The sequence below is a fragment of the Rhodococcus sp. G6(2025) genome, assembly GCF_058628105.1.
Genome location: NZ_CP179750.1, coordinates 7,358,225 through 7,375,966 on the forward strand (window position 1 = coordinate 7,358,225; position 17,742 = coordinate 7,375,966).

Genomic DNA, 17,742 nt, shown 5'->3' on the forward strand with positions numbered 1-17,742 from the left:
AGTCGAAGGGAAGACCGTCTCATGAACGAAATCCCCGAGTGGGGGACCCTCCCGCGAATGCTCCGCCAGCGCGCGACCGCCCATCCTCAGAGTGTTGCCCTCATCGATGGGGACACCACACTCAGCCTCTCCGATATTCGAACTCAGGCGTCGCAGGTCGCGCGAGCTCTCATCTCCCGAGGCGTCGTCGCGGGCGATCGGATCGCGGTGTGGGCGCCGAACTGCTGGCAGTGGGTGGTCACCACTTTCGGAATTTGGGACTGCGGTGCCGTGGTTGTTCCCCTCAGCACGCGGGGAAAAGGGATCGAGACCGCAGAAGTTCTCCGTCGAACCGGATGTCGGGTGCTCGTCGCAATCGACGACTTCCTCGGTACCTCGTATATCGATCAACTCGCTACGGCCGTGGGCGGCCCTAGCTCCGACGCCCCCTTTGCCGATCTCCCCGACGTGCACACGCTCGTGTTGCTCCAAGGTGACAGGAACATTCCCGGCACGTTCCCGTGGGAGGCATTCCTCGATCTGCACGACACGGTTCCGCTCGAGGCCGCGGAGAAGCGTGCACTGGCGGTCGAACCCACCGACATCTTCGAAATCCTCATGACGTCCGGTACGACGGGCCAACCGAAGGGCGTCATGCTCACCGGCGGCCAGATACTTCGAGCCTACTGGGATTGGGCCGAAGTCTGTGGGCTCGGCAAGGGTGACCGACTCCCAGTGGTCAGCCCGTTCGCACATGGCTTCGGAATCAATGCCGGCATGATCGCATGCGTCGAACGCCTTGCGACGATGGTGCCTGTCGCCGTCTTCGATCCCGATCGCGCGCTCGATATGGTCGAGGACCTCGGCCTGACGACTCTTGCAGGCCCGCCGAACCTCTTCAGCCGGATCCTCTCGGATCCCGAACTCGATCAACGGGATACCTCGTCGCTCCGCTGGGCAATCGTCGGCGCTGCGAGCGTTCCGGACGAACTCGTGACCGCACTGCAAGACCGACTCGGGTTCGAGCGAATCACCAACGCGTACGGCCTGATCGAGGGCTCGGTGGTAACGATGACCCGGCCGGGCGACCCGACGGCTGTGGTTGCGGGCTCGGCCGGTCGAGTAGTTCCCGGAATGGAGCTCCGCCTGGTGGACAGCGACGGCGCACCGGCCCGCACCGGTGAGCAGGGCGAGATCCAGATTCGCGGCTACGGAGTGATGCAAGGGTACTGGGACGCCCCGCAACTCACCTCCGACGCATTCACCTCGGATGGGTGGCTGAGCACCGGCGATGTCGGTTCACTCGACGCTGAAGGCAATCTCCGGATCGTCGGGCGGACAAAGGAAATGTTGATCGTCGGTGGCTTCAACGCCTACCCGGCAGAGATCGAGAGCCTCCTCCTGCACAACCCACAGCTCGCTCAAGCTGCAGTGATCGGCGCACCGGACGATGTCCTCGGTGAAGTTGTCTGGGCGTTTGTAGTCCCACATGAAGGCGAGGATCCGACTGAGGAGGAGATCGTCGCCTGGGCCCGAGCGAACATGTCGAACTACAAGGCCCCACGCCGCGTCCTCGTTCTCGACGCACTCCCAGTCACGGCGAACGGCAAGATCGCCAAGGCGTCACTGCGGGAGCGTGCCGATCAGCTGAGAACCTCGGCCTGAGCTGACGGCCACTCCCCCGCATCGACATACGGCCGCGACGAGGAGACCACGTGAAGTTCGATGACCACCGGCAGATTCAGAACCTGATCTACCGCTACCCCTATCTGCTCGATGCCGGGCGGCTACCTGAGATGGGAGAACTATTTGCACACGCCGACATCTACATCGATGGAAGTCTCGCCATTCGCAGCGACGCGGGAGCTGTGGCGGACCTGTGGGCACGCTACGTCCAGATCTACCCGAACGGCACCCCCAGGACACATCACATCGCTACGAACCTGATCATCGAGGATGACGGCCCCGATGTGATCCGTGCGCACTCCTACGTGCTCGTCGTACAGAATCCGCCAGGTGTACCGCTCAATCCCATTACTGCAGGCGACTATCTGGATCGGTTCGTCAAGGTGGGAGACGTCTGGCGTTTTAGTGAACGTCGAGTGGGAAACGACCTGTTCGGCGACATGGCGCACCATCTGCGCGAGCCGATGAACATTCGCGACGATATTCCGCCCCAACGATGGGAGGACGTGTGATGCACGCAGGTGTCCAGATGTTCCCCTCGGCAGAATCGATCACCCCGAACGATCTCGCGGTGAGTGCCGAGCGGTGCGGGTTCGAGTCGGTGTTCTTCCCCGACCACACTCACGTCCCGCTCGGCGACGGTTCACCGGGTTACTCCGGCCACGACGTCCCCGAGTATTACCGCACAACGATGGATCCCATCGTGGCCATGACAGCAGCCGCGACCGCAACAACCAACATCACGATCGGCACCGCGGTGTGCCTGGTAGCCCAGCGTGACCCGATCATCTTGGCCAAACAGATCGCGTCCATCGATCAACTGTCAGCCGGTCGGGTAACCCTGGGCGTGGGTGCCGGCTGGAATGACGAGGAGATGCGAAACCACGGTACGGAGCCGTCAACTAGGTTCAGCCTCATTCGTGAGCGGGTCGAAGCCATGAGTGCGATCTGGCAGCAGAAGGAAGCGTCGTACCAGGGAGAGCATGTGAACTTCGCGCCCATGTGGTCGTGGCCGAAGCCCGTACAGCGCCCCCGCCCGCCCGTACTGGTCGGGGGTGGAGGCCCGACCGTCCTGAAGCGGGTCATCTCCTACGGCGATGGTTGGATGCCATTCAGGGAAGGGACCGATCAGGTGGGCGATCCCCTCTCGGGGCAGGTTGAGGAGTTTGAAGCTGAACTTGGTTGGCGCATCGGCGAGCTGCGGCGGCTCGCCGACGCAGCTGGCCGGCCTCGCCCCTCGGTGACGTTGTTCAACGCCTGCCCCCACCCGGCGGCACTCGACAGATACCGCAGCATGGGGGTCGATCGAGTCGTGTTCTGGCTCCCGACTGCAGCCACGGACCCCACTCTAGAGACCTTGCACCAACTCAGGGCATTGCTTCGGTAGCTGAAGGCAGTCAGGAATCACTGGACTTCGAGTATGCGGCGGGGGTTTTCCACCATCATCGTTGCGATTTCCGAGCCTGAGACGCCTCGTCGACGGAGTTCGGGTAGGACGTCACGCGAGATGTGCGCGTAGTGGTAGTTCGGATGCGCCTTGCTCACCACGACTGGGTCGACTCGGTCATTGAAGCTGTAGGCGTCGTGTGACAGCACCATCCGCTCGGTGTAGCCGCGCCGACACAGCGCTGCGACCGTCGCTACACGGTCTTCGAAGGACGTCGTTTCGATGCCAAATCGATCCATTCCTAGCCACAGTCCGCGATCAGCGAGACGTGAGAGATAATCGAGATCGGTGGAGTCGCCGGCATGGCCGATAACTACCCGGTCTGGCGCTACCCCGAGCCGAGATAGTGCGCGCCACGCCTCTGTACCTGACTTCGCCTCAGAGTCGGTGTGGACTGTGATCGGGACTCCTGTCCGATGTTGTGTCTCGGAGACCGCCGTAAGCAGACGGTCGATATCTGTCGTGATTCCGGCAGCGTCGACGGCGCACTTGAGCATCCCTGCCCGCACACCGGTTTCGCCGATTCCCTCGGTGATGTCGCGGACGAAGAATTCGACCATCCTGTCGGGACCACCGAAGATCGATCCTGGGCCCTTGTTCCCGAAGTAGGGTGGCAATCTGTCGTAGGTGTAAATCCCGGTCGAAACAACGATGTTGATATCCGTGTGCGCCGCTACCCGTTCTATTGCCGGGATGCAACGTCCGAGACCGATCACTGTGAGGTCGACGATCGTGTCGATTCCGAGTCTCTTGATCTCGTTGAGTCTCTCGGCTGCTTCTAATGCGCGGCGCTCGAGGTCCCACTTCTCGGGAAGGTCGGGCCAGTTCCAGTGGATTTCGGGGCTGAGACCGAAGATGTGCTCGTGAATGAGGGTTGCGCCGACATTCGCGAGATCGAGCGGCCCGCGTACTGACGCTATGGTGTTGGTACTCACCGGGTCTCCTCGGATCCAACGATTGGGTACGCAGGATGCTCAAAAGGTCTGTTGACCTCGAGCTTCTGACTGAGCTGGTCCGTTTGCGAGTACGGTGCTCCGGTATACAAAGCATTTGCATCGAAGTACGTCGCAGTGAAGGACAGCCGCGCTGTGCTGGAGCTGTTTTTAGGAGCTCCGTGCACGGTGAGCGCGTGGTGCACGGTGGCATCGCCAGGGCTGAGATCATATCCGCCCACGACGGGTTGATCAGTGAGCCAGGCGTGTTGGGTGGGGATGTCGTCGCCGTCGGTTACGAAGCTCCTCCCTAGGAGTCCCAGGGCGTTCGACTTGTCAAAGAACCGCAGCGATCCCATTTCGGCGGTGACCGGTGCGAGTGCAACCCAGAAGGTGAGCATCGCGGATCGGTCCATAGGTAGCCAGGGGAAGTCTTGGTGATACACCGTGGGTTCACTGTGGCGCCCGGCCCCGGCAGGTTCCTTGACGAGAAGATTGCTGATCTGCACTCGCACGCGTTCTGCGGTACCGAGCAGGTGCACCGCATTTGCTCCCATGGCTGGATGGTGGGTAAGGCGATGGAAGTCTGGCTCAAATTGTGCGACGTCGCGATCCTGGCCGAAGGCCCGGTCCACCACCCCTGCGCTCGGCGTGCGACGTACGTCTCGCAGTCGATTCACCGCAATCTCACGCAGACGGTCGATCCATGCGGGATCGACGAGGGCAGGAAGATGTGCCCACCCGTGCGCCGCGAAGAAGTCGATCTCACCGGCTGTCACTGCACGGATTGCTGAAGTCACGAGCTACTCCTCATTGGTTGCGCGAGCCGCCTGTTTGAGCCGCTTGTAGTTGGTCGGCCAGCAATGACGGATCGCCGAGCCCGCAGCGCTGATGGCGGTGCTCACGGGTTAGGGGCCAAGTGTCAGCTCAACGGAAAATGACAAGACACGTAACGGTCTCCACCGAGCTCGGTGGGTAGCGGCTCCACTTCCGCGCAGTACGCGGTGGCGCGCACGCACCTTGTGCGAAATCGGCAGCCCGTCGGCGGTGATATCACAGACGGAATCTCACCGTGCGACTGAACCGACGCCCGTTTCACGTCGGGGTCGGGAACGGGTAACGCGTCCAGCAACATCTTTGTGTACGGATGCTTGGGGTCATCGAATAAGTCGGTGACCGGACCGATCTCGCACACCTTGCCGAGATACATGACCATGACTCGATCGCTGACAATCCTGACGACACTCAAGTCGTGAGAGACGAAAACGAGTGTAAGACCGTACTGATCCTTGAGGTCCTCTAGCAGGTTCACGATCTGGGCCTGGACCGACACATCGAGCGCCGATACCGGTTCATCACAGATGATCATCTCAGGTTCGAGTGCGAGCGCCCGCGCGATACTGATCCGCTGGCACTGTCCACCTGAGAACTCACTCGGCAGCCGGTCACCGGTCGCATCCGGATCAAGGCCGACAGCTTCCATCGCGCGGTGTACGCGCTCGTCCCTGTCTGCTAGGCCCCAGATGGCGAGACCCTCGGCGACTATGTCGCGTACCTTCCGGCGCGGGTTGAGTGATGCGATCGGATCCTGCAGGATCACCTGGAGCCGTCGTCGTACTGAACGCATCTCCGCGTCGGACAACTTGGTAAGGTCACGGCCGTCGAAGCGGACTGTCCCTCCGGTCGGCCTCGGCAGTTGGAGAATCGCTCGCGCTGTCGTCGACTTTCCGCACCCCGACTCTCCGACGATTCCGAGTGTTTCGCCGCGGCGGACGTCGAAGCTGATCCCTGCGACAGCGCGCGTGACGTCGGATCGTCCGGACCGGAATTCAACTTCGAGCTCGCTGACCTCCAGTAGAACGTCCGCGGTCGGCGTTGCAGACGTTTCTGTAGTCGTCATCGCACAATTCCTTCGTCGCGGGGAACCTGTGTTGTGTTTGGGTTGTGGCATGCCAGACGATGAGCGTCACCTACCGAGAGGTAGGCCGGCGGAACTCGGCAGTCCCTGACGGTGTGCTCGCATCGAGGAGCGAATCGGCAACCTGACGGTGGATTCACCAGGTCCGGTGGACGTCCCGCGATCGAATGCAGTCTGGTGTGAGGCACTGCCCCGGCATGGGGGGTGGATCGGAGCAACGCGGAAGTATAGCGATGCCCCATGTTCCGGAAGAGTGTGCCGGTTGGCGCCGATTCGACGAAACTTCCGGCATACATGACAGCGACATGGTCTGTGTGCTGAGCGACCACGCCCAGATCATGAGTAATGAGTAGCAATCCCATGTCTCGATCACGTTGGATCTCGGTCAGCAAGTCCAGGATCTGCCGTTGAACGGTCACGTCCAGTGCCGTGGTCGGCTCGTCTGCGATGAGCAGATCCGGCTCACAGCCAATTGCAATTGCGATCATGACACGTTGCCGCATGCCGCCTGAAAGCTCGTGCGGATATTGATCCAGTCGTCGCCGCGGATCCGAAATCCCGACCTGGGCGAGTAGGTCGGCCGCGTTGTCCCAAGCCTGCCGCTTCGTTCGATGTAGGTGATAACGCTGAGGGTCTGCGATTTGAGCGCCGATCTTTCGAACGGGGTTGAGCGCAGTCATCGGGTCCTGGAAGATCATGCTGATTCGTGGACCCCACAGGTGTTGCTTCTCCTCCGGTGCCATGGTTGCGACATCACAACCGTCATAGAACACCCGCGACTCGGTTGACACAGAGGCATTCTCGGGAAGCAGATTCATGATGGTCCGCACGAGCACTGATTTTCCTGAACCGGATTCACCCACGATGCCGAGAGCCGCACCCCTCTCCAGAGCGAACGACACCCCGTTCACAGCGCACACGGAGCCCTTCGGAGTGTCGAACCGGGTCGTCAGATCTCGCACTTCCAGTAGCGCATTTCCACTCATAGCCGCTCTCCGAACTCGTCGCAGGTTATCTATAGTTTCCGTGACCGTGGGTCCCAACGTCGCTGCGCCCAGTCGCCGATTCGATTGAGCGAAAGCACTGTCAGGAAAAGGACAACGCCAGGCACGAACACCAAATGAGGGTGTTTCTCGAGGTCGTTCTGGCCGGAGGCGATCATGTTGCCCCACGTCGGTTCGGGCCGCTGGATACTCAACCCGAGGAAGCTCAAAGAGGACTCGGCAACAATGAGAACGGCAACGACGACGAACGCGTACGCAAGGGTCGAAGCCAAAACGTTCGGGGTCAATTCGCGTGCAAGAATCCGCGAACTCCGCGCACCGAGCGCCCGCGCCGCAAGTACGAAATTCCTCTGGGAGTAGGCCATCGTGTTGGCACGCGTCAGGCGGAAGAACGCCGGGATAGCGAGCACTCCGAGGACTAGTGTGACGTTCTCGAGGTTCGGTCGAACAACCGACGAGAGCGCGAGAAGGAGAATCAACGGTGGAAAGGCGAGCAGCGCATCGTTGAGGAAATTGAGCCCAGCGTCCACCTTGCCCCGGTAGTACCCCGCCGTCAGACCGAGGACGCCGCCGACCACTACTCCCAGGAAGACAGCCCCGAAGCCAACGACCAGGGAGGTGCGCGCTCCATAGATCACCCCACTCAAGATGTCCAGTCCTTGACGGTCGGTGCCGAGCGGATGCCCGGAGAGGATCTGAGGGGGTTGAAGGATCGGAGCATCCAGGGTCAACGAAGGGTTTCGGCCCTCGGCGAGTGGGAGGAAGTCAGCGAGGAGAGCGGCGATGATTTCCACGGCGAGCCATCCGACGCTCAGCCACAGTCCAAGACGTCGAAACCAGACTTTGATAGGTGGACTGCGGCGTTCCGGATGCACCGGAGGATGTGTCCCTACGGCCGAGGATCGTTCGTCGTCTCGGGTCGGCTCTTCTATGCGTTCAGACACGGACATGGCGGGTCCTCGGATCCAGGTACAGGTACGAAATATCGACCAGGGCATTCACAAGCACGTAAAGGGCGGCAACGACGAGCACTGCGGCCTGCAACACCATGAACTCCTTTTTCGCCACGCTTTCGACGATCAATGTGCCCATGCCCGGGAGGCGGAAGATCGTCTCGACGATGACTGTGCCGCCGAGCAACCTGCCGAAACTGATGCCGGCGACAGTGACCAACGAGAAGGTCGACGGTCGGAGCGCCTCCTTGACCAGAATGTGCCGTACTGGCATCCCTTGCGCGCGCGACGCCAGTACGAAGTCGTCATTGAGAGTGGTCGCCATATCGCTGCGGAGCAGGCGCGTGAGCTGAGCGCTTTCGGCGAGCCCCAGAACGAGAACCGGGAGGAAAATCGTGCGCAGATTCTCGGCCAGACCATCTTCACCGATCCGAGAGAACCCTTGTCGTGGAAAGTCCGGCAGGAAGGCGGCGAGGACGAAACCGACCGCGAACACGCCCAGTGCGAACAACCGGACGCCGCGGCGTCCCTGTGCGGTCAATTGTGCACCCCGCCTGCCGACCGTCGCCGCCGCCAGAACGACGGTAGCGATCACACAGGCCGCAAGTATGAGCCCTTTCACCGCCTCGGGGCGAAAGACCGCGAAGTAGATCAGGATCAGCGCCAGCAGGAAGCTCGGTACCGAGATCAACGCAAAGGACAAGCCCGACGCAACACGATCGAATGCACGGCCGTACCGGTAGGCCGACCATGTTCCTACCGGTATCGAAATCGCCAGCGCAAGAAGAACCGACAGCATAGCAATCTCCAACGTCACGGGAAGACGCGTAGCGATCAGGGTTGAGACATCCTGGATGGGTGGGACCAGTGTCTTACCCAGGTCTCCGTGTAGAAGTCCATTGAGCCAGTCCAGGTAGCGCGCGAACCACGGGCGATCGAGACCGAGATTCTCACGAACTGCGGCGTACTGTTCGGGGGTCCCTTCGGCGCCGACGACGGCAACTGCCGGGTCTCCGGGAACAAGTTCAATCAGAACCGCCGTGCTCACGCTCACAACGATCAGGACGGGAATGATTCTCAGGAGCACAGTGGCAACTCTGTGGAACATGACAGACCTCCTCCAGTCGCGTGACTCCTATGAACCTGTGACGAATGCCTTGTCGTAACGGAGCACGCTCCCCCGTGTGAGGAGCAAGCCACCGACGCGGTTGGAATGAATGTTGTCTTCCTCGTAGGCGGCGAAACTGGCAATTACCGGAGAGTCGTTGAGGATTGCCTGCATGCGACCGACGATCTTCTGTTGCTTGTCGACCGTGTCCGCGGCCCGCAGGTCTGCCAACGCTGCATCCATCCGGTTGTCGGCGTATCCGTAGTAGTTGGATTTGCTCTGACTGTTCAGCTGTCGATTCATCAGAGCCCACAGGCCTTCATTGGTGTAGTTGGGTCCCCAAATGACAAGGTCGTAGTCACGGTCGGAGGCAACCCTTCCCAGAACCTCCGCCAAGGACATGTCGTTGGTCAATTCGACCGTAATGCCCACGTTCTCGAGGAGCGCCTTGACTGCAATCGCCTCGTTGACCCGAATGGGGCTGTTATCCGCCAGCAGCCGAATGGACCCGTTCCACCCTGAACTCTTGACCTCGTCGACGAGGCGTCTGGCGGAGTCGGGGTCGTACGCGGGCCCCTTCTCGCCGGAATACAGGCCGGGAGTTGCCTCCTGAATTAGCGCCGAGGTCGCAAGTGCCGTTCCGTTGAATACGCGGTTGTTGATGGCCTCGGGATCTATTGCCGCAGTGATCGCTTTGCGAAGCCGAACATCGGCGGTTGGCCTGTTCGAGGCTGAGTTCATCACGATGCCCTCGCCATAGTTGTAGAGGGTGGGCAAGCTTTCGAATCCCTCCGCTCGTGCGTCATCGATTGCGGGGGGTTCACGGAGAAGTGCAATGTCAAGTTCACCCGTTCGGAGCGCGTCCAAGGTGGCGTCGGCGCCCGAGATGCTGATGAACCTCAGCGTCCCAATGCACACAGGACCGCCCCAATAGTCGTTCTTCGCGGCCATGACGATTTCCTCGCCTGGCGTGTACCGCACGAGCTCGTAGGGACCGACTCCGGCACCTCGGGGGTTGAGTGCGAACTGATCAGGCCCCATCGCGTCGACGATTCGTGGATTGGTCACCATGCCGATGTCAGTGGCCAGAACGTGAGGGAAGCTGGGATATGGACCGTCGAGTGTGAAGCGAATCGTCAGCGGGTCGACAACGTCCATGGAGGCGATGGTCAACGCTTCGCCACGAGATACTTGGGTATTGCTCGGCGATTGGTGGCGCTCGATACTTCGCTTGACATCGTCGGCGGTGAGAGCGTCACCGTTGCCGAATGTCACTCCGTCACGGAGCTTCATCGTCCACACGGAGTGGTCCGCGTTGGAGTCCAAGGATTGCGCAACCTGCGGTTCGTACGCTTGCGTCTCGGCGTTGTAGGTGATCAGGGTGTCGAATAGCGCCTGGACTTCTGTGCCTCCGCTACCGGCGGCACCGGGTTGACCTACCGGGTCAAGTCCACGCGGCGACAGCAGCGTTCCCTGGGTAACCGATCCACCGATTCGCTCGGTGGTGCAGGTGCCTGTTGCCGCCGTGGCCTCGTCACCACCGGAACCACCACATGCTGCCGCGCTTAACAACATCACAAATGCTGATGCCGTGACGACGGGTTTTCGCAGTCTCATGCAGGTCCTCCTCAGGGTGCGCTCGTGCGCCAAAACTGGTTGGAAACGATTGGCTCGCGTCATGTAAGCCGTCGACAGCGGGTTCAAGCTGCGTGGATGACGTGCTGAATTCGCGACGGACTTTCGTCCTATTTGGCCGGTGAAACTCAGTCGGCCATGTGGTCGGCCTCATCGAGCACGGTGATCTCGACGGCGTCGAGGCTGACGAGCTTCTGCTTCATCAGGTCTTCGAGCCGTCCGGGAGCAGTTGTTGTTGAGCGATAGTGATTTTCGCGCGCTGGCCCGAATCGGGCCCGGCGTCGATTGCGGGTTCACTCGTGCGGAACCAACGGTCGACTTCACACGGCTTCCCGCGCGGGGGCTGGGCAAATGTAGCTGCGCCCCCGGCATCCCGACTCCTGAATTCGGTGTTGCTACTTCGCCGTCATTCCTGCGTCGACGGGCAGGGCCACACCGGTCACGTATCGCGACTCGTCCGACGCGAGCCATAGCACGGCATTCGAGATGTCGGTCGCATCCAGCCAGGGGATCGGCATCATCAGCGTCGACATAAAGCTCTCCCGGACATCGTCCTTCGTGGGATGCTCTTTGTCCGGCACAAACACCTTGAAGGTGGTGTCGTTGATGATCATCTTGGTGTCGACATTCCCGGGATGTACGGTATTGACTCGGATGTTGTGTTCGGCGAGTTCCATGGCGAGTGAACGCGCGAGGCCGAGTACACCGTGTTTGGACGCCGAGTAGCTTCCGTAGTTCGGTACGCCTTTGAGGCCGGCTGCGGAGCTGGTGATGATGATCGAGCCGCCCTCGGCTTGCTCGAGGAGGTATGGGACCGTGGCCTTCACGGTGTGGAAGACTCCCGTCAGATTGACGTCGATGGTGGTCTGCCACAACTCGTCGGTCATTTCCCAGATCTTCGCCGGAGTTCCGAAGATCCCTGCGTTGGCCACAACCACATCCAAACGGCCGAGTTCGGCGACTCCTTGGCGTACAGCCTCCGACACGGCTGCCTGATCGCGGACGTCGACCTTCTGTGCAACTATCCGCCGGCCGGTCTTCTCCACCAGGGCGACTGTCTCGTCGAGATCTTCAGCGGAGGCACTTTCGTAGGGCACGGTCTCCACGTCTTCGAGAATGTCCAGTGCAATGATGTCCGCGCCTTCCTCCGCCAGCCGCAACGCGTGGGACCTGCCCTGACCCCGTGCGGCTCCGGTGATGAACGCGACCTTGCCGGCTACCCGTCCCATTGTGAGTGTTTCCTTTCTCGTGGTGATGTCGGTGTCGACCGGATCGGTCGATGCCCTTTCCTACTTCGCCGACGTGCGCGCATGGATGTATGCGAACACAGGTTGCGAGCACGCGTCGGGTTCGCGCAGATCCTGGTCGCCACTCGTACGCGACGACCACTCAGGGAGGCTGGGACCTTCTCGAATCCTGGCGACGCATGAGTCAACAACAAGTACTCCTACTACGCGTGCAAGCGCGACTACCCAAGCATGCGCTTGCTACCCATCTTTATGAGGCAGGTCACAACTGTCAAGCGGAACCTCGGAGCCATCCCTTTCGCCCCATCCCGTCCTCCAGCCTGCTAGTATCCGACGTCGACACCCCGGGGCCAGCGTTCCCGGCTTCAAGATTGGACGCGCACTCGCGATCCCCCTTTTTCACCCATCCTCGGGACCATGGTCGAATCGCTCCATGACCGGCACTTATGCCTGATCGCAAGTAGAAGCGAAATCAATTACACAATAGGGGGTTTCATTGCCGAATCATCCGCGTAGCGGCACCCCGCAGCCCGCTCGCGCCAACGGCTCAAAAACCCGGCACGACGACGCAGATATCGACCCACTCTCATACCTGGGCGAAGTGGGCGAAGTTCGCACGGAGATGCACTGTTTACGCACCCTCCTACTGTGGGGCTGAACACGGATGCCCACGCCACCATGCCGGGTGCCGACCATGCCCGCCGCCACCCGCCACTCCCGCCGCACACGAAAAGGGAGCAATACCAAGCATGCGCTTGCTCGTTTTCGTGATAGCGTATGTCGCACATCACAGCCTCTGGGTCGAGTGACGCCGATCCTGGGTGCGCTGCGGCGGCGTGCCCGGCCCGTAAGCACGATACGACGGGCAGAGAACCTGATGATGCGATGTCCCGACGAGCGTTGACCTCAGGAGAATCATGGACCTCAAGCTTGGCCTCAAAGCATCTGCAGAACAGTTCGGGCCCAGAGAATTGGTCGAGTTGGGCGTGGCGGCTGAAGATCACGGCCTGGACAGTGTCACCGTCTCCGACCATTTCCAGCCGTGGCGGCACACCGGTGGACATGCACCCTTCTCCATCGCCTGGATGACCGCGGTTGGCGAGCGTACGAAGCGAGTCCAGCTTGGCACTTCGGTTCTGACCCCAACCTTTCGATACAACCCCGCGGTGATTGCGCAAGCCTTCGCGACCATGGGCTGCCTCTACCCCGACCGGATCATGCTCGGCGTGGGCACAGGTGAAGCGCTCAATGAGATCGCCACCGGATTCGAAGGTGACTGGCCGGAGTTCAAGGAGCGGTTCGCCCGCCTCCGCGAGTCGGTTGACCTGATGCGAGCCCTGTGGACCGGGGAGCGCGTCGACTTCGACGGCGTCTATTACAGGACGAAGGGGGCATCGATCTACGACGTTCCCAAGGGCGGCATCCCCGTGTACATCGCGGCGGGCGGACCCTTGGTAGCGCGGTATGCAGGACGAGCCGGGGAAGGGTTTATCTGCACATCAGGCAAAGGGATGGACCTGTATACCGAGAGGCTGCTGCCGGCGGTGGAGGAAGGGGCACAGAAAGCGGACCGTGAGTCCGATTCGATCGATCGGATGATCGAGATCAAGCTTTCTTACGACACCGATCCGGCGAGTGCACGCGAGAATACTCGGTTCTGGGCACCCCTATCGCTGACTGCGGAGCAGAAACACAGCATCGATGATCCGATCGAGATGGAAGCGGCAGCCGATGCGTTGCCCATCGAACAGGTCACCAAGCGGTGGATCGTTGCATCGGACCCCGACCACGCGGTCGAGCAGATCCGGCAGTACGTCGATGCCGGACTCAATCACCTCGTTTTCCATGCGCCTGGGCACGACCAGAAGCGCTTCCTTCAGCTTTTCGAGCGTGACCTTGCGCCGCGCCTGCGGGCGCTGGCGTGAAGTCCATCTCCCATTCTGAAGGAAACGCGTGATGGCGACGCAGATACGCACCCTGGAGGACCTGGCGCTTCCTTATCTCGACTACGAAAGTCATGAGTATCGGGCAGATCCAGCATCGGTAGTGCGCGCCGCGCGTGAGCGAATATGGCTGGCTAGGTCCGTTCGCGGCTATGAGGTTCTGTCGTACGAAGCCTGTTCCCAACTGACCCTGGACAAAGAACACCTCGACGGACCCGGCAGCGAGTACTACAGACAGCAGAACGCTTCGGACCTTATCCTCCAGTACGCGTCGGAAGGCATGCTCCCGCTGATGCCGTGGATTCGCCACGATCCGATCCGGCGCGTACTACAACTGGCGTTCTCGGCGTCACGAGTGAGGCGACTCCGTTCGGTCATGCGTGCCTGCGCCGAGGGGCTGCTGGACGCTCACACGTCCAGTGGTGAGCTGGACCTCGTCGCTGACTTCAACGATGTATATCCCATCGAAGTCGTCTGCCGACTACTCGGCGTGCCCGTTGCGGATATTCCACTTTTCAAGGAGTGGACTGTCAGTCTTGCACGACTCTCCCATTACCCCATCGACCCATTCATGGGCGAAATCGATCGCGCATTGCGCGGTCTGTACGAGTACTTCCGTGATCTAGTCACCCTTCGCCGTGTGAAACCTGCTGACGACTTCGTGACAGCGATTATCGAAGCGGAATCCGACGCTGGTAACGAGGACCGTCTCTCCGAGGGAGAGATGTTTGGCGCTCTAGTCAACCTTCTCTTCGCGGGACATGACACCACCAGGCTGCAGTTCGGTTCCGCCGTGGCGCTTCTCATGCAGAACCGGGGGCAATGGGATGCGCTCGTCGAGAACCCCGACCTGGCAACAGCTGCGATCGACGAATCGATGCGCCTGCAACCTTCCCTGCACACCATCTTGCGGACGGTAACCCAGGACCTGGTTGTCGACGACATTCACTTCTCCCCGGGCACTCCGATCGCGCTCAATATCTTTGCTGCAAACCGCGATCCTGCGATGTTCCCTAACCCCGATGTATTTGATCTAGCCCGGGCGAACGCGACAAAGCATCTCACCTTTGGGCGCGGTCACCGATTGTGTCTCGGCCACGCACTGGCGCGAGCCGAAATGACCGAAGCGCTGCAAGTGCTGGCGACTCGGTTTCCTGACATGCACCTCGTCGACTCGTCGGCCTTCTCCGGGTCGTCAGCGGCCACTCAGGGACTCGAAATGATCCGAGTGCGGCTCACCTAGTCCACGTGCTCCCGAGCTGAATTGCCAAAGGCAGCCGTGCTCCGACGACTCATGGGTGCGCAGCGGAATCGACATGCGCTGCGCACCCCCCTGTTCAGGCGCCGTAGACCGGGAGCGGGGTTTCGGCCTTGGCGAGGAGGTCGGCGACGACGGGCCCGATCTCCTTCGGTTCCCAGCGCGCACCCTTGTCCTGGGTGGGGCCGTGCCGCCAGCCCTCGGCGACGGTGATCTTGCCTCCCTCCACCTCGAACACCCGGCCGGTGACATCCTTCGACTCCGTGCTGCCCAGCCACACGACGAGCGGGGAGATGTTCTCCGGCGCCATCGCGTCGAACCCCTCCTCGGGCGCGGCCATCGCCTCCGCCATCGCGCCGCCCGCGCCGACCGTCATCCGGGTGCGTGCGGCCGGGGCGATCGCGTTGACGGTGACACCGTAGTTGTTCAGTTCCGCGGCCGCCTGAATGGTCATCTCCGCGATCCCCGCCTTCGCGGCGGCGTAATTGCCCTGCCCGATCGAACCCTGCAGTCCGGCACCGGAACTGGTGTTGACGATCCGGGCGTCGACCGGGTTGCCCGCCTTCGCCTCGGCCCGCCAGTACGCGGCGGCGTGGCGCAGCGTCGCGAAATGCCCCTTCAGATGCACGCGCACGACGGCGTCCCACTCCTGCTCGCTCATCCCGACGAGCATGCGGTCGCGCAGGAACCCGGCATTGTTCACCAGCACGTCCAGGCGTCCGTACGTGCCGATGGCGGTGTTGATCAGGTTCTCGGCGCCGGCCCAGTCCGCGACGTCGTCACCGTTGACGACGGCCTCGCCGCCCGCGGCGACGATCTCCGCGACCACCCGTTCGGCCGGACCCTCCCCGGTCGCGGAACCGTCGACACCGGCTCCGATGTCGTTGACCACCACCTTGGCGCCCTCGGCGGCGAACGCCAGCGCGTGGGCGCGTCCGATTCCGCGTCCGGCGCCCGTCACGATGACGACGCGACCGTCGACCACTCCACTCATGCCTTCTCCTCTGTAGATGCTGTCGCTGTAGATGCTGTCGCTGCCGCCAGGAAGGCGGGACGTTCTCCGCCGCCGTGGACGGTCAGTGTCGAACCGCTGACGTACGCCGCCAGCGGTGAAGCCAGGAACACCGCGCAGTTGCCGATGTCCTCCGGGCAGGCCATCCGGCCCAGCGGGACCGTGTCCCCGACCGCCGCGATCCCCGCCTCGTCGCCGTAGTGCAGATGCGCGAGTTCGGTGCGGACCAGGCCGACGACCACCGAGTTGACCCGCACCTTGGGCGCCCACTCGACCGCGAGACTGCCGGTGAGACTGTCGACCCCCGCCTTCGCCGCACCGTACGCCGCGGTCCCGGGCGACGGTCGCGAGCCGCTGACGCTGGAGATGTTCACGATCGCACCACCGGAATCCTGCTTCTGCATCACCGCATTCGCGACCTGCGACACCAGCAGCGGGGCGAGCAGATTCAGCTCGACGATCTTGGAGTGGAACTTCGGACTCGCCTCCGCCGCGAGCGCGAACGGTGCGCCGCCGGCATTGTTGACCAGGACATCGAGCCGGCCGTGCCGCTCGACGATCCGGTCGACGAGACCCTGCACCTGCCCCGGATCACGGATGTCGCACGGCAGGAATTCGACCACCCGGCCGTCCACCTCCACCGGCGCCTCCCCCGGCCGGCGGGCGCAGGCCACCACCGTCGCGCCCGCCCGCAGGAACGTGCGGCTGATGCCGGCGCCCACCCCGCGAACACCGCCGGTCACCAGCACGACACTTCCGGTCATGTTAGAACCTGTTTCCATCGTGCTACCCTACCAAGCAATTGCTTGGTGAGTGAAGTCGCGGCGTGGAGGAGAAAAGAAAATGGGGATCCGGACTGAAAATGAGACCGGGGGCATCACCACGGTCACGGTCGACTACCCGCCCGTGAACGCCATCCCGTCCCGGGGCTGGTTCGAGTTGGCCGACGCCGTACTCGACGCGGGCCGGAATCCGGACACCCACGTGGTGATCCTGCGAGCGGAGGGACGCGGGTTCAACGCCGGCGTCGACATCAAGGAAATGCAGGCCACCGACGGTTACGGCGCGCTGGTCGACGCCAACCGCGGCTGCGCGGCCGCGTTCGCCGCCGTCTACGACTGCGCCGTGCCCGTCGTGGTCGCGGTCAACGGATTCTGCGTCGGCGGCGGCATCGGCCTGGTCGGGAACGCCGACGTGATCGTCGCGTCCGACGACGCCGTCTTCGGACTACCCGAGGTCGACCGCGGCGCACTCGGCGCCGCCACCCACCTCGCCCGACTCGTCCCCCAGCACATGATGCGCACGCTGTACTACACGGCGCAGAACGTCACCGCCCAGCAACTCCAGCACTTCGGATCGGTGTACGAGGTGGTGCCGCGCGAAAAACTCGACGACACCGCCCGCGACATCGCCGCCACGATCGCGGCCAAGGACACCCGGGTCATCCGCTGCGCCAAGGAAGCCATCAACGGCATCGACCCCGTCGACGTGAAGACCAGTTACCGCCTCGAGCAGGGCTACACCTTCGAACTCAACCTGGCCGGCGTCTCCGACGAGCACCGCGACGAGTTCGTCGAAACCGGCAAGCCCCGCTCGAACTCGAACACCAGGAAAGGCTGA

At 62.2% G+C, this 17,742-nt stretch carries 16 protein-coding genes; 6 read left to right on the top strand and 10 right to left on the bottom strand.

Going from position 1 to position 17,742, the window contains the following annotated elements; translation table 11 throughout:
- The first annotated feature begins 57 nt into the window (after positions 1-57).
- The 3 genes from ACLIVD_RS34085 to ACLIVD_RS34095 are packed head-to-tail and all read left to right on the top strand — an operon-like array spanning position 58 to position 3,052.
- Entirely contained in the window at positions 58-1,644 is a 1,587-nt protein-coding gene (locus ACLIVD_RS34085) for an AMP-binding protein (protein WP_491932953.1), read from the top strand.
- Positions 1,645-1,694: 50 nt separating this feature from the next.
- Positions 1,695-2,177, top strand: a complete 483-nt coding sequence (locus tag ACLIVD_RS34090) for a nuclear transport factor 2 family protein (protein WP_283334368.1) — start codon at positions 1,695-1,697, stop codon at positions 2,175-2,177.
- A gap of 17 nt (positions 2,178-2,194) precedes the next feature.
- Positions 2,195-3,052 carry an LLM class F420-dependent oxidoreductase gene (locus ACLIVD_RS34095; RefSeq protein WP_491931475.1) on the top strand — a complete coding sequence of 286 codons (858 nt, stop codon included), beginning with the start codon at positions 2,195-2,197 and terminating at the stop codon, positions 3,050-3,052.
- Between the two features lie 17 nt (positions 3,053-3,069).
- Here ACLIVD_RS34095 and ACLIVD_RS34100 read toward each other — a convergent pair whose 3' ends face one another.
- The 8 genes from ACLIVD_RS34100 to ACLIVD_RS34135 form a co-directional block, all read right to left on the bottom strand.
- Complete coding sequence (locus ACLIVD_RS34100; protein WP_005260875.1) at positions 3,070-4,047, bottom strand: phosphotriesterase family protein; 978 nt, start codon at positions 4,045-4,047, stop codon at positions 3,070-3,072.
- Complete coding sequence (locus ACLIVD_RS34105) at positions 4,044-4,844, bottom strand: phytanoyl-CoA dioxygenase family protein (RefSeq protein WP_491931476.1); 801 nt, start codon at positions 4,842-4,844, stop codon at positions 4,044-4,046. Before ACLIVD_RS34105 ends, ACLIVD_RS34100 begins: the two co-directional genes overlap by 4 nt.
- A 122-nt stretch (positions 4,845-4,966) precedes the next feature.
- Positions 4,967-5,944 carry an ABC transporter ATP-binding protein gene (locus tag ACLIVD_RS34110; RefSeq protein ID WP_283334371.1) on the bottom strand — a complete coding sequence of 326 codons (978 nt, stop codon included), beginning with the start codon at positions 5,942-5,944 and terminating at the stop codon, positions 4,967-4,969.
- Positions 5,941-6,948: an ABC transporter ATP-binding protein gene (locus ACLIVD_RS34115; RefSeq protein WP_283334372.1), complete on the bottom strand. Its 1,008-nt coding sequence runs from the start codon at positions 6,946-6,948 to the stop codon at positions 5,941-5,943. Before ACLIVD_RS34115 ends, ACLIVD_RS34110 begins: the two co-directional genes overlap by 4 nt.
- A gap of 29 nt (positions 6,949-6,977) precedes the next feature.
- Complete coding sequence (locus ACLIVD_RS34120) at positions 6,978-7,760, bottom strand: ABC transporter permease (RefSeq protein ID WP_491931477.1); 783 nt, start codon at positions 7,758-7,760, stop codon at positions 6,978-6,980.
- A gap of 142 nt (positions 7,761-7,902) precedes the next feature.
- Complete coding sequence (locus ACLIVD_RS34125) at positions 7,903-9,027, bottom strand: ABC transporter permease (RefSeq protein ID WP_491931478.1); 1,125 nt, start codon at positions 9,025-9,027, stop codon at positions 7,903-7,905.
- Positions 9,028-9,054: 27 nt separating this feature from the next.
- The gene (locus ACLIVD_RS34130; protein WP_491931479.1) at positions 9,055-10,644 is read right to left on the bottom strand and encodes an ABC transporter substrate-binding protein; all 1,590 of its coding nucleotides are present in this window, start codon (positions 10,642-10,644) and stop codon (positions 9,055-9,057) included.
- A 413-nt stretch (positions 10,645-11,057) separates the two neighbouring features.
- Entirely contained in the window at positions 11,058-11,891 is an 834-nt protein-coding gene (locus ACLIVD_RS34135; protein WP_283334376.1) for a mycofactocin-coupled SDR family oxidoreductase, read from the bottom strand.
- A 935-nt stretch (positions 11,892-12,826) separates the two neighbouring features.
- Here ACLIVD_RS34135 and fgd point away from each other — a divergent pair.
- Together fgd and ACLIVD_RS34145 are read left to right on the top strand one after the other, a co-directional pair.
- Positions 12,827-13,834: a glucose-6-phosphate dehydrogenase (coenzyme-F420) gene (gene fgd / locus ACLIVD_RS34140; RefSeq protein WP_283334377.1), complete on the top strand. Its 1,008-nt coding sequence runs from the start codon at positions 12,827-12,829 to the stop codon at positions 13,832-13,834.
- Between the two features lie 31 nt (positions 13,835-13,865).
- A complete protein-coding gene (locus tag ACLIVD_RS34145) occupies positions 13,866-15,095 on the top strand; it encodes a cytochrome P450 (RefSeq protein ID WP_491931481.1) in 1,230 nt (409 codons plus the stop codon).
- A 94-nt stretch (positions 15,096-15,189) separates the two neighbouring features.
- Here ACLIVD_RS34145 and ACLIVD_RS34150 read toward each other — a convergent pair whose 3' ends face one another.
- Positions 15,190-16,104: an SDR family oxidoreductase gene (locus ACLIVD_RS34150; RefSeq protein ID WP_491931482.1), complete on the bottom strand. Its 915-nt coding sequence runs from the start codon at positions 16,102-16,104 to the stop codon at positions 15,190-15,192.
- The gene (locus ACLIVD_RS34155; RefSeq protein WP_491931483.1) at positions 16,101-16,886 is read right to left on the bottom strand and encodes an SDR family oxidoreductase; all 786 of its coding nucleotides are present in this window, start codon (positions 16,884-16,886) and stop codon (positions 16,101-16,103) included. The genes ACLIVD_RS34150 and ACLIVD_RS34155 overlap by 4 nt, the downstream gene beginning before the upstream one ends.
- Before the next feature lie 79 nt (positions 16,887-16,965).
- On the opposite strand from ACLIVD_RS34155, the gene echA20 reads away from it, so the two are divergent.
- Positions 16,966-17,742, top strand: a complete 777-nt coding sequence (gene echA20 / locus ACLIVD_RS34160; protein WP_491931484.1) for a (7aS)-7a-methyl-1,5-dioxo-2,3,5,6,7,7a-hexahydro-1H-indene-carboxyl-CoA hydrolase — start codon at positions 16,966-16,968, stop codon at positions 17,740-17,742.

Coding starts and splice junctions, on each gene's coding strand:
- ACLIVD_RS34085 (WP_491932953.1), top strand. CDS start 58: ATGCTCCGCCAGCGCGCGACCGCCCATCCTCAGAGTGTTGCCCTCATC.
- ACLIVD_RS34095 (WP_491931475.1), top strand. CDS start 2,195: ATGTTCCCCTCGGCAGAATCGATCACCCCGAACGATCTCGCGGTGAGT.
- ACLIVD_RS34110 (WP_283334371.1), bottom strand. CDS start 5,944: ATGACGACTACAGAAACGTCTGCAACGCCGACCGCGGACGTTCTACTG.
- ACLIVD_RS34115 (WP_283334372.1), bottom strand. CDS start 6,948: ATGAGTGGAAATGCGCTACTGGAAGTGCGAGATCTGACGACCCGGTTC.
- ACLIVD_RS34125 (WP_491931478.1), bottom strand. CDS start 9,027: ATGTTCCACAGAGTTGCCACTGTGCTCCTGAGAATCATTCCCGTCCTG.
- ACLIVD_RS34130 (WP_491931479.1), bottom strand. CDS start 10,644: ATGAGACTGCGAAAACCCGTCGTCACGGCATCAGCATTTGTGATGTTG.
- ACLIVD_RS34135 (WP_283334376.1), bottom strand. CDS start 11,891: ATGGGACGGGTAGCCGGCAAGGTCGCGTTCATCACCGGAGCCGCACGG.
- fgd (WP_283334377.1), top strand. CDS start 12,827: ATGGACCTCAAGCTTGGCCTCAAAGCATCTGCAGAACAGTTCGGGCCC.
- ACLIVD_RS34145 (WP_491931481.1), top strand. CDS start 13,866: ATGGCGACGCAGATACGCACCCTGGAGGACCTGGCGCTTCCTTATCTC.
- ACLIVD_RS34150 (WP_491931482.1), bottom strand. CDS start 16,104: ATGAGTGGAGTGGTCGACGGTCGCGTCGTCATCGTGACGGGCGCCGGA.
- ACLIVD_RS34155 (WP_491931483.1), bottom strand. CDS start 16,886: ATGACCGGAAGTGTCGTGCTGGTGACCGGCGGTGTTCGCGGGGTGGGC.
- echA20 (WP_491931484.1), top strand. CDS start 16,966: ATGGGGATCCGGACTGAAAATGAGACCGGGGGCATCACCACGGTCACG.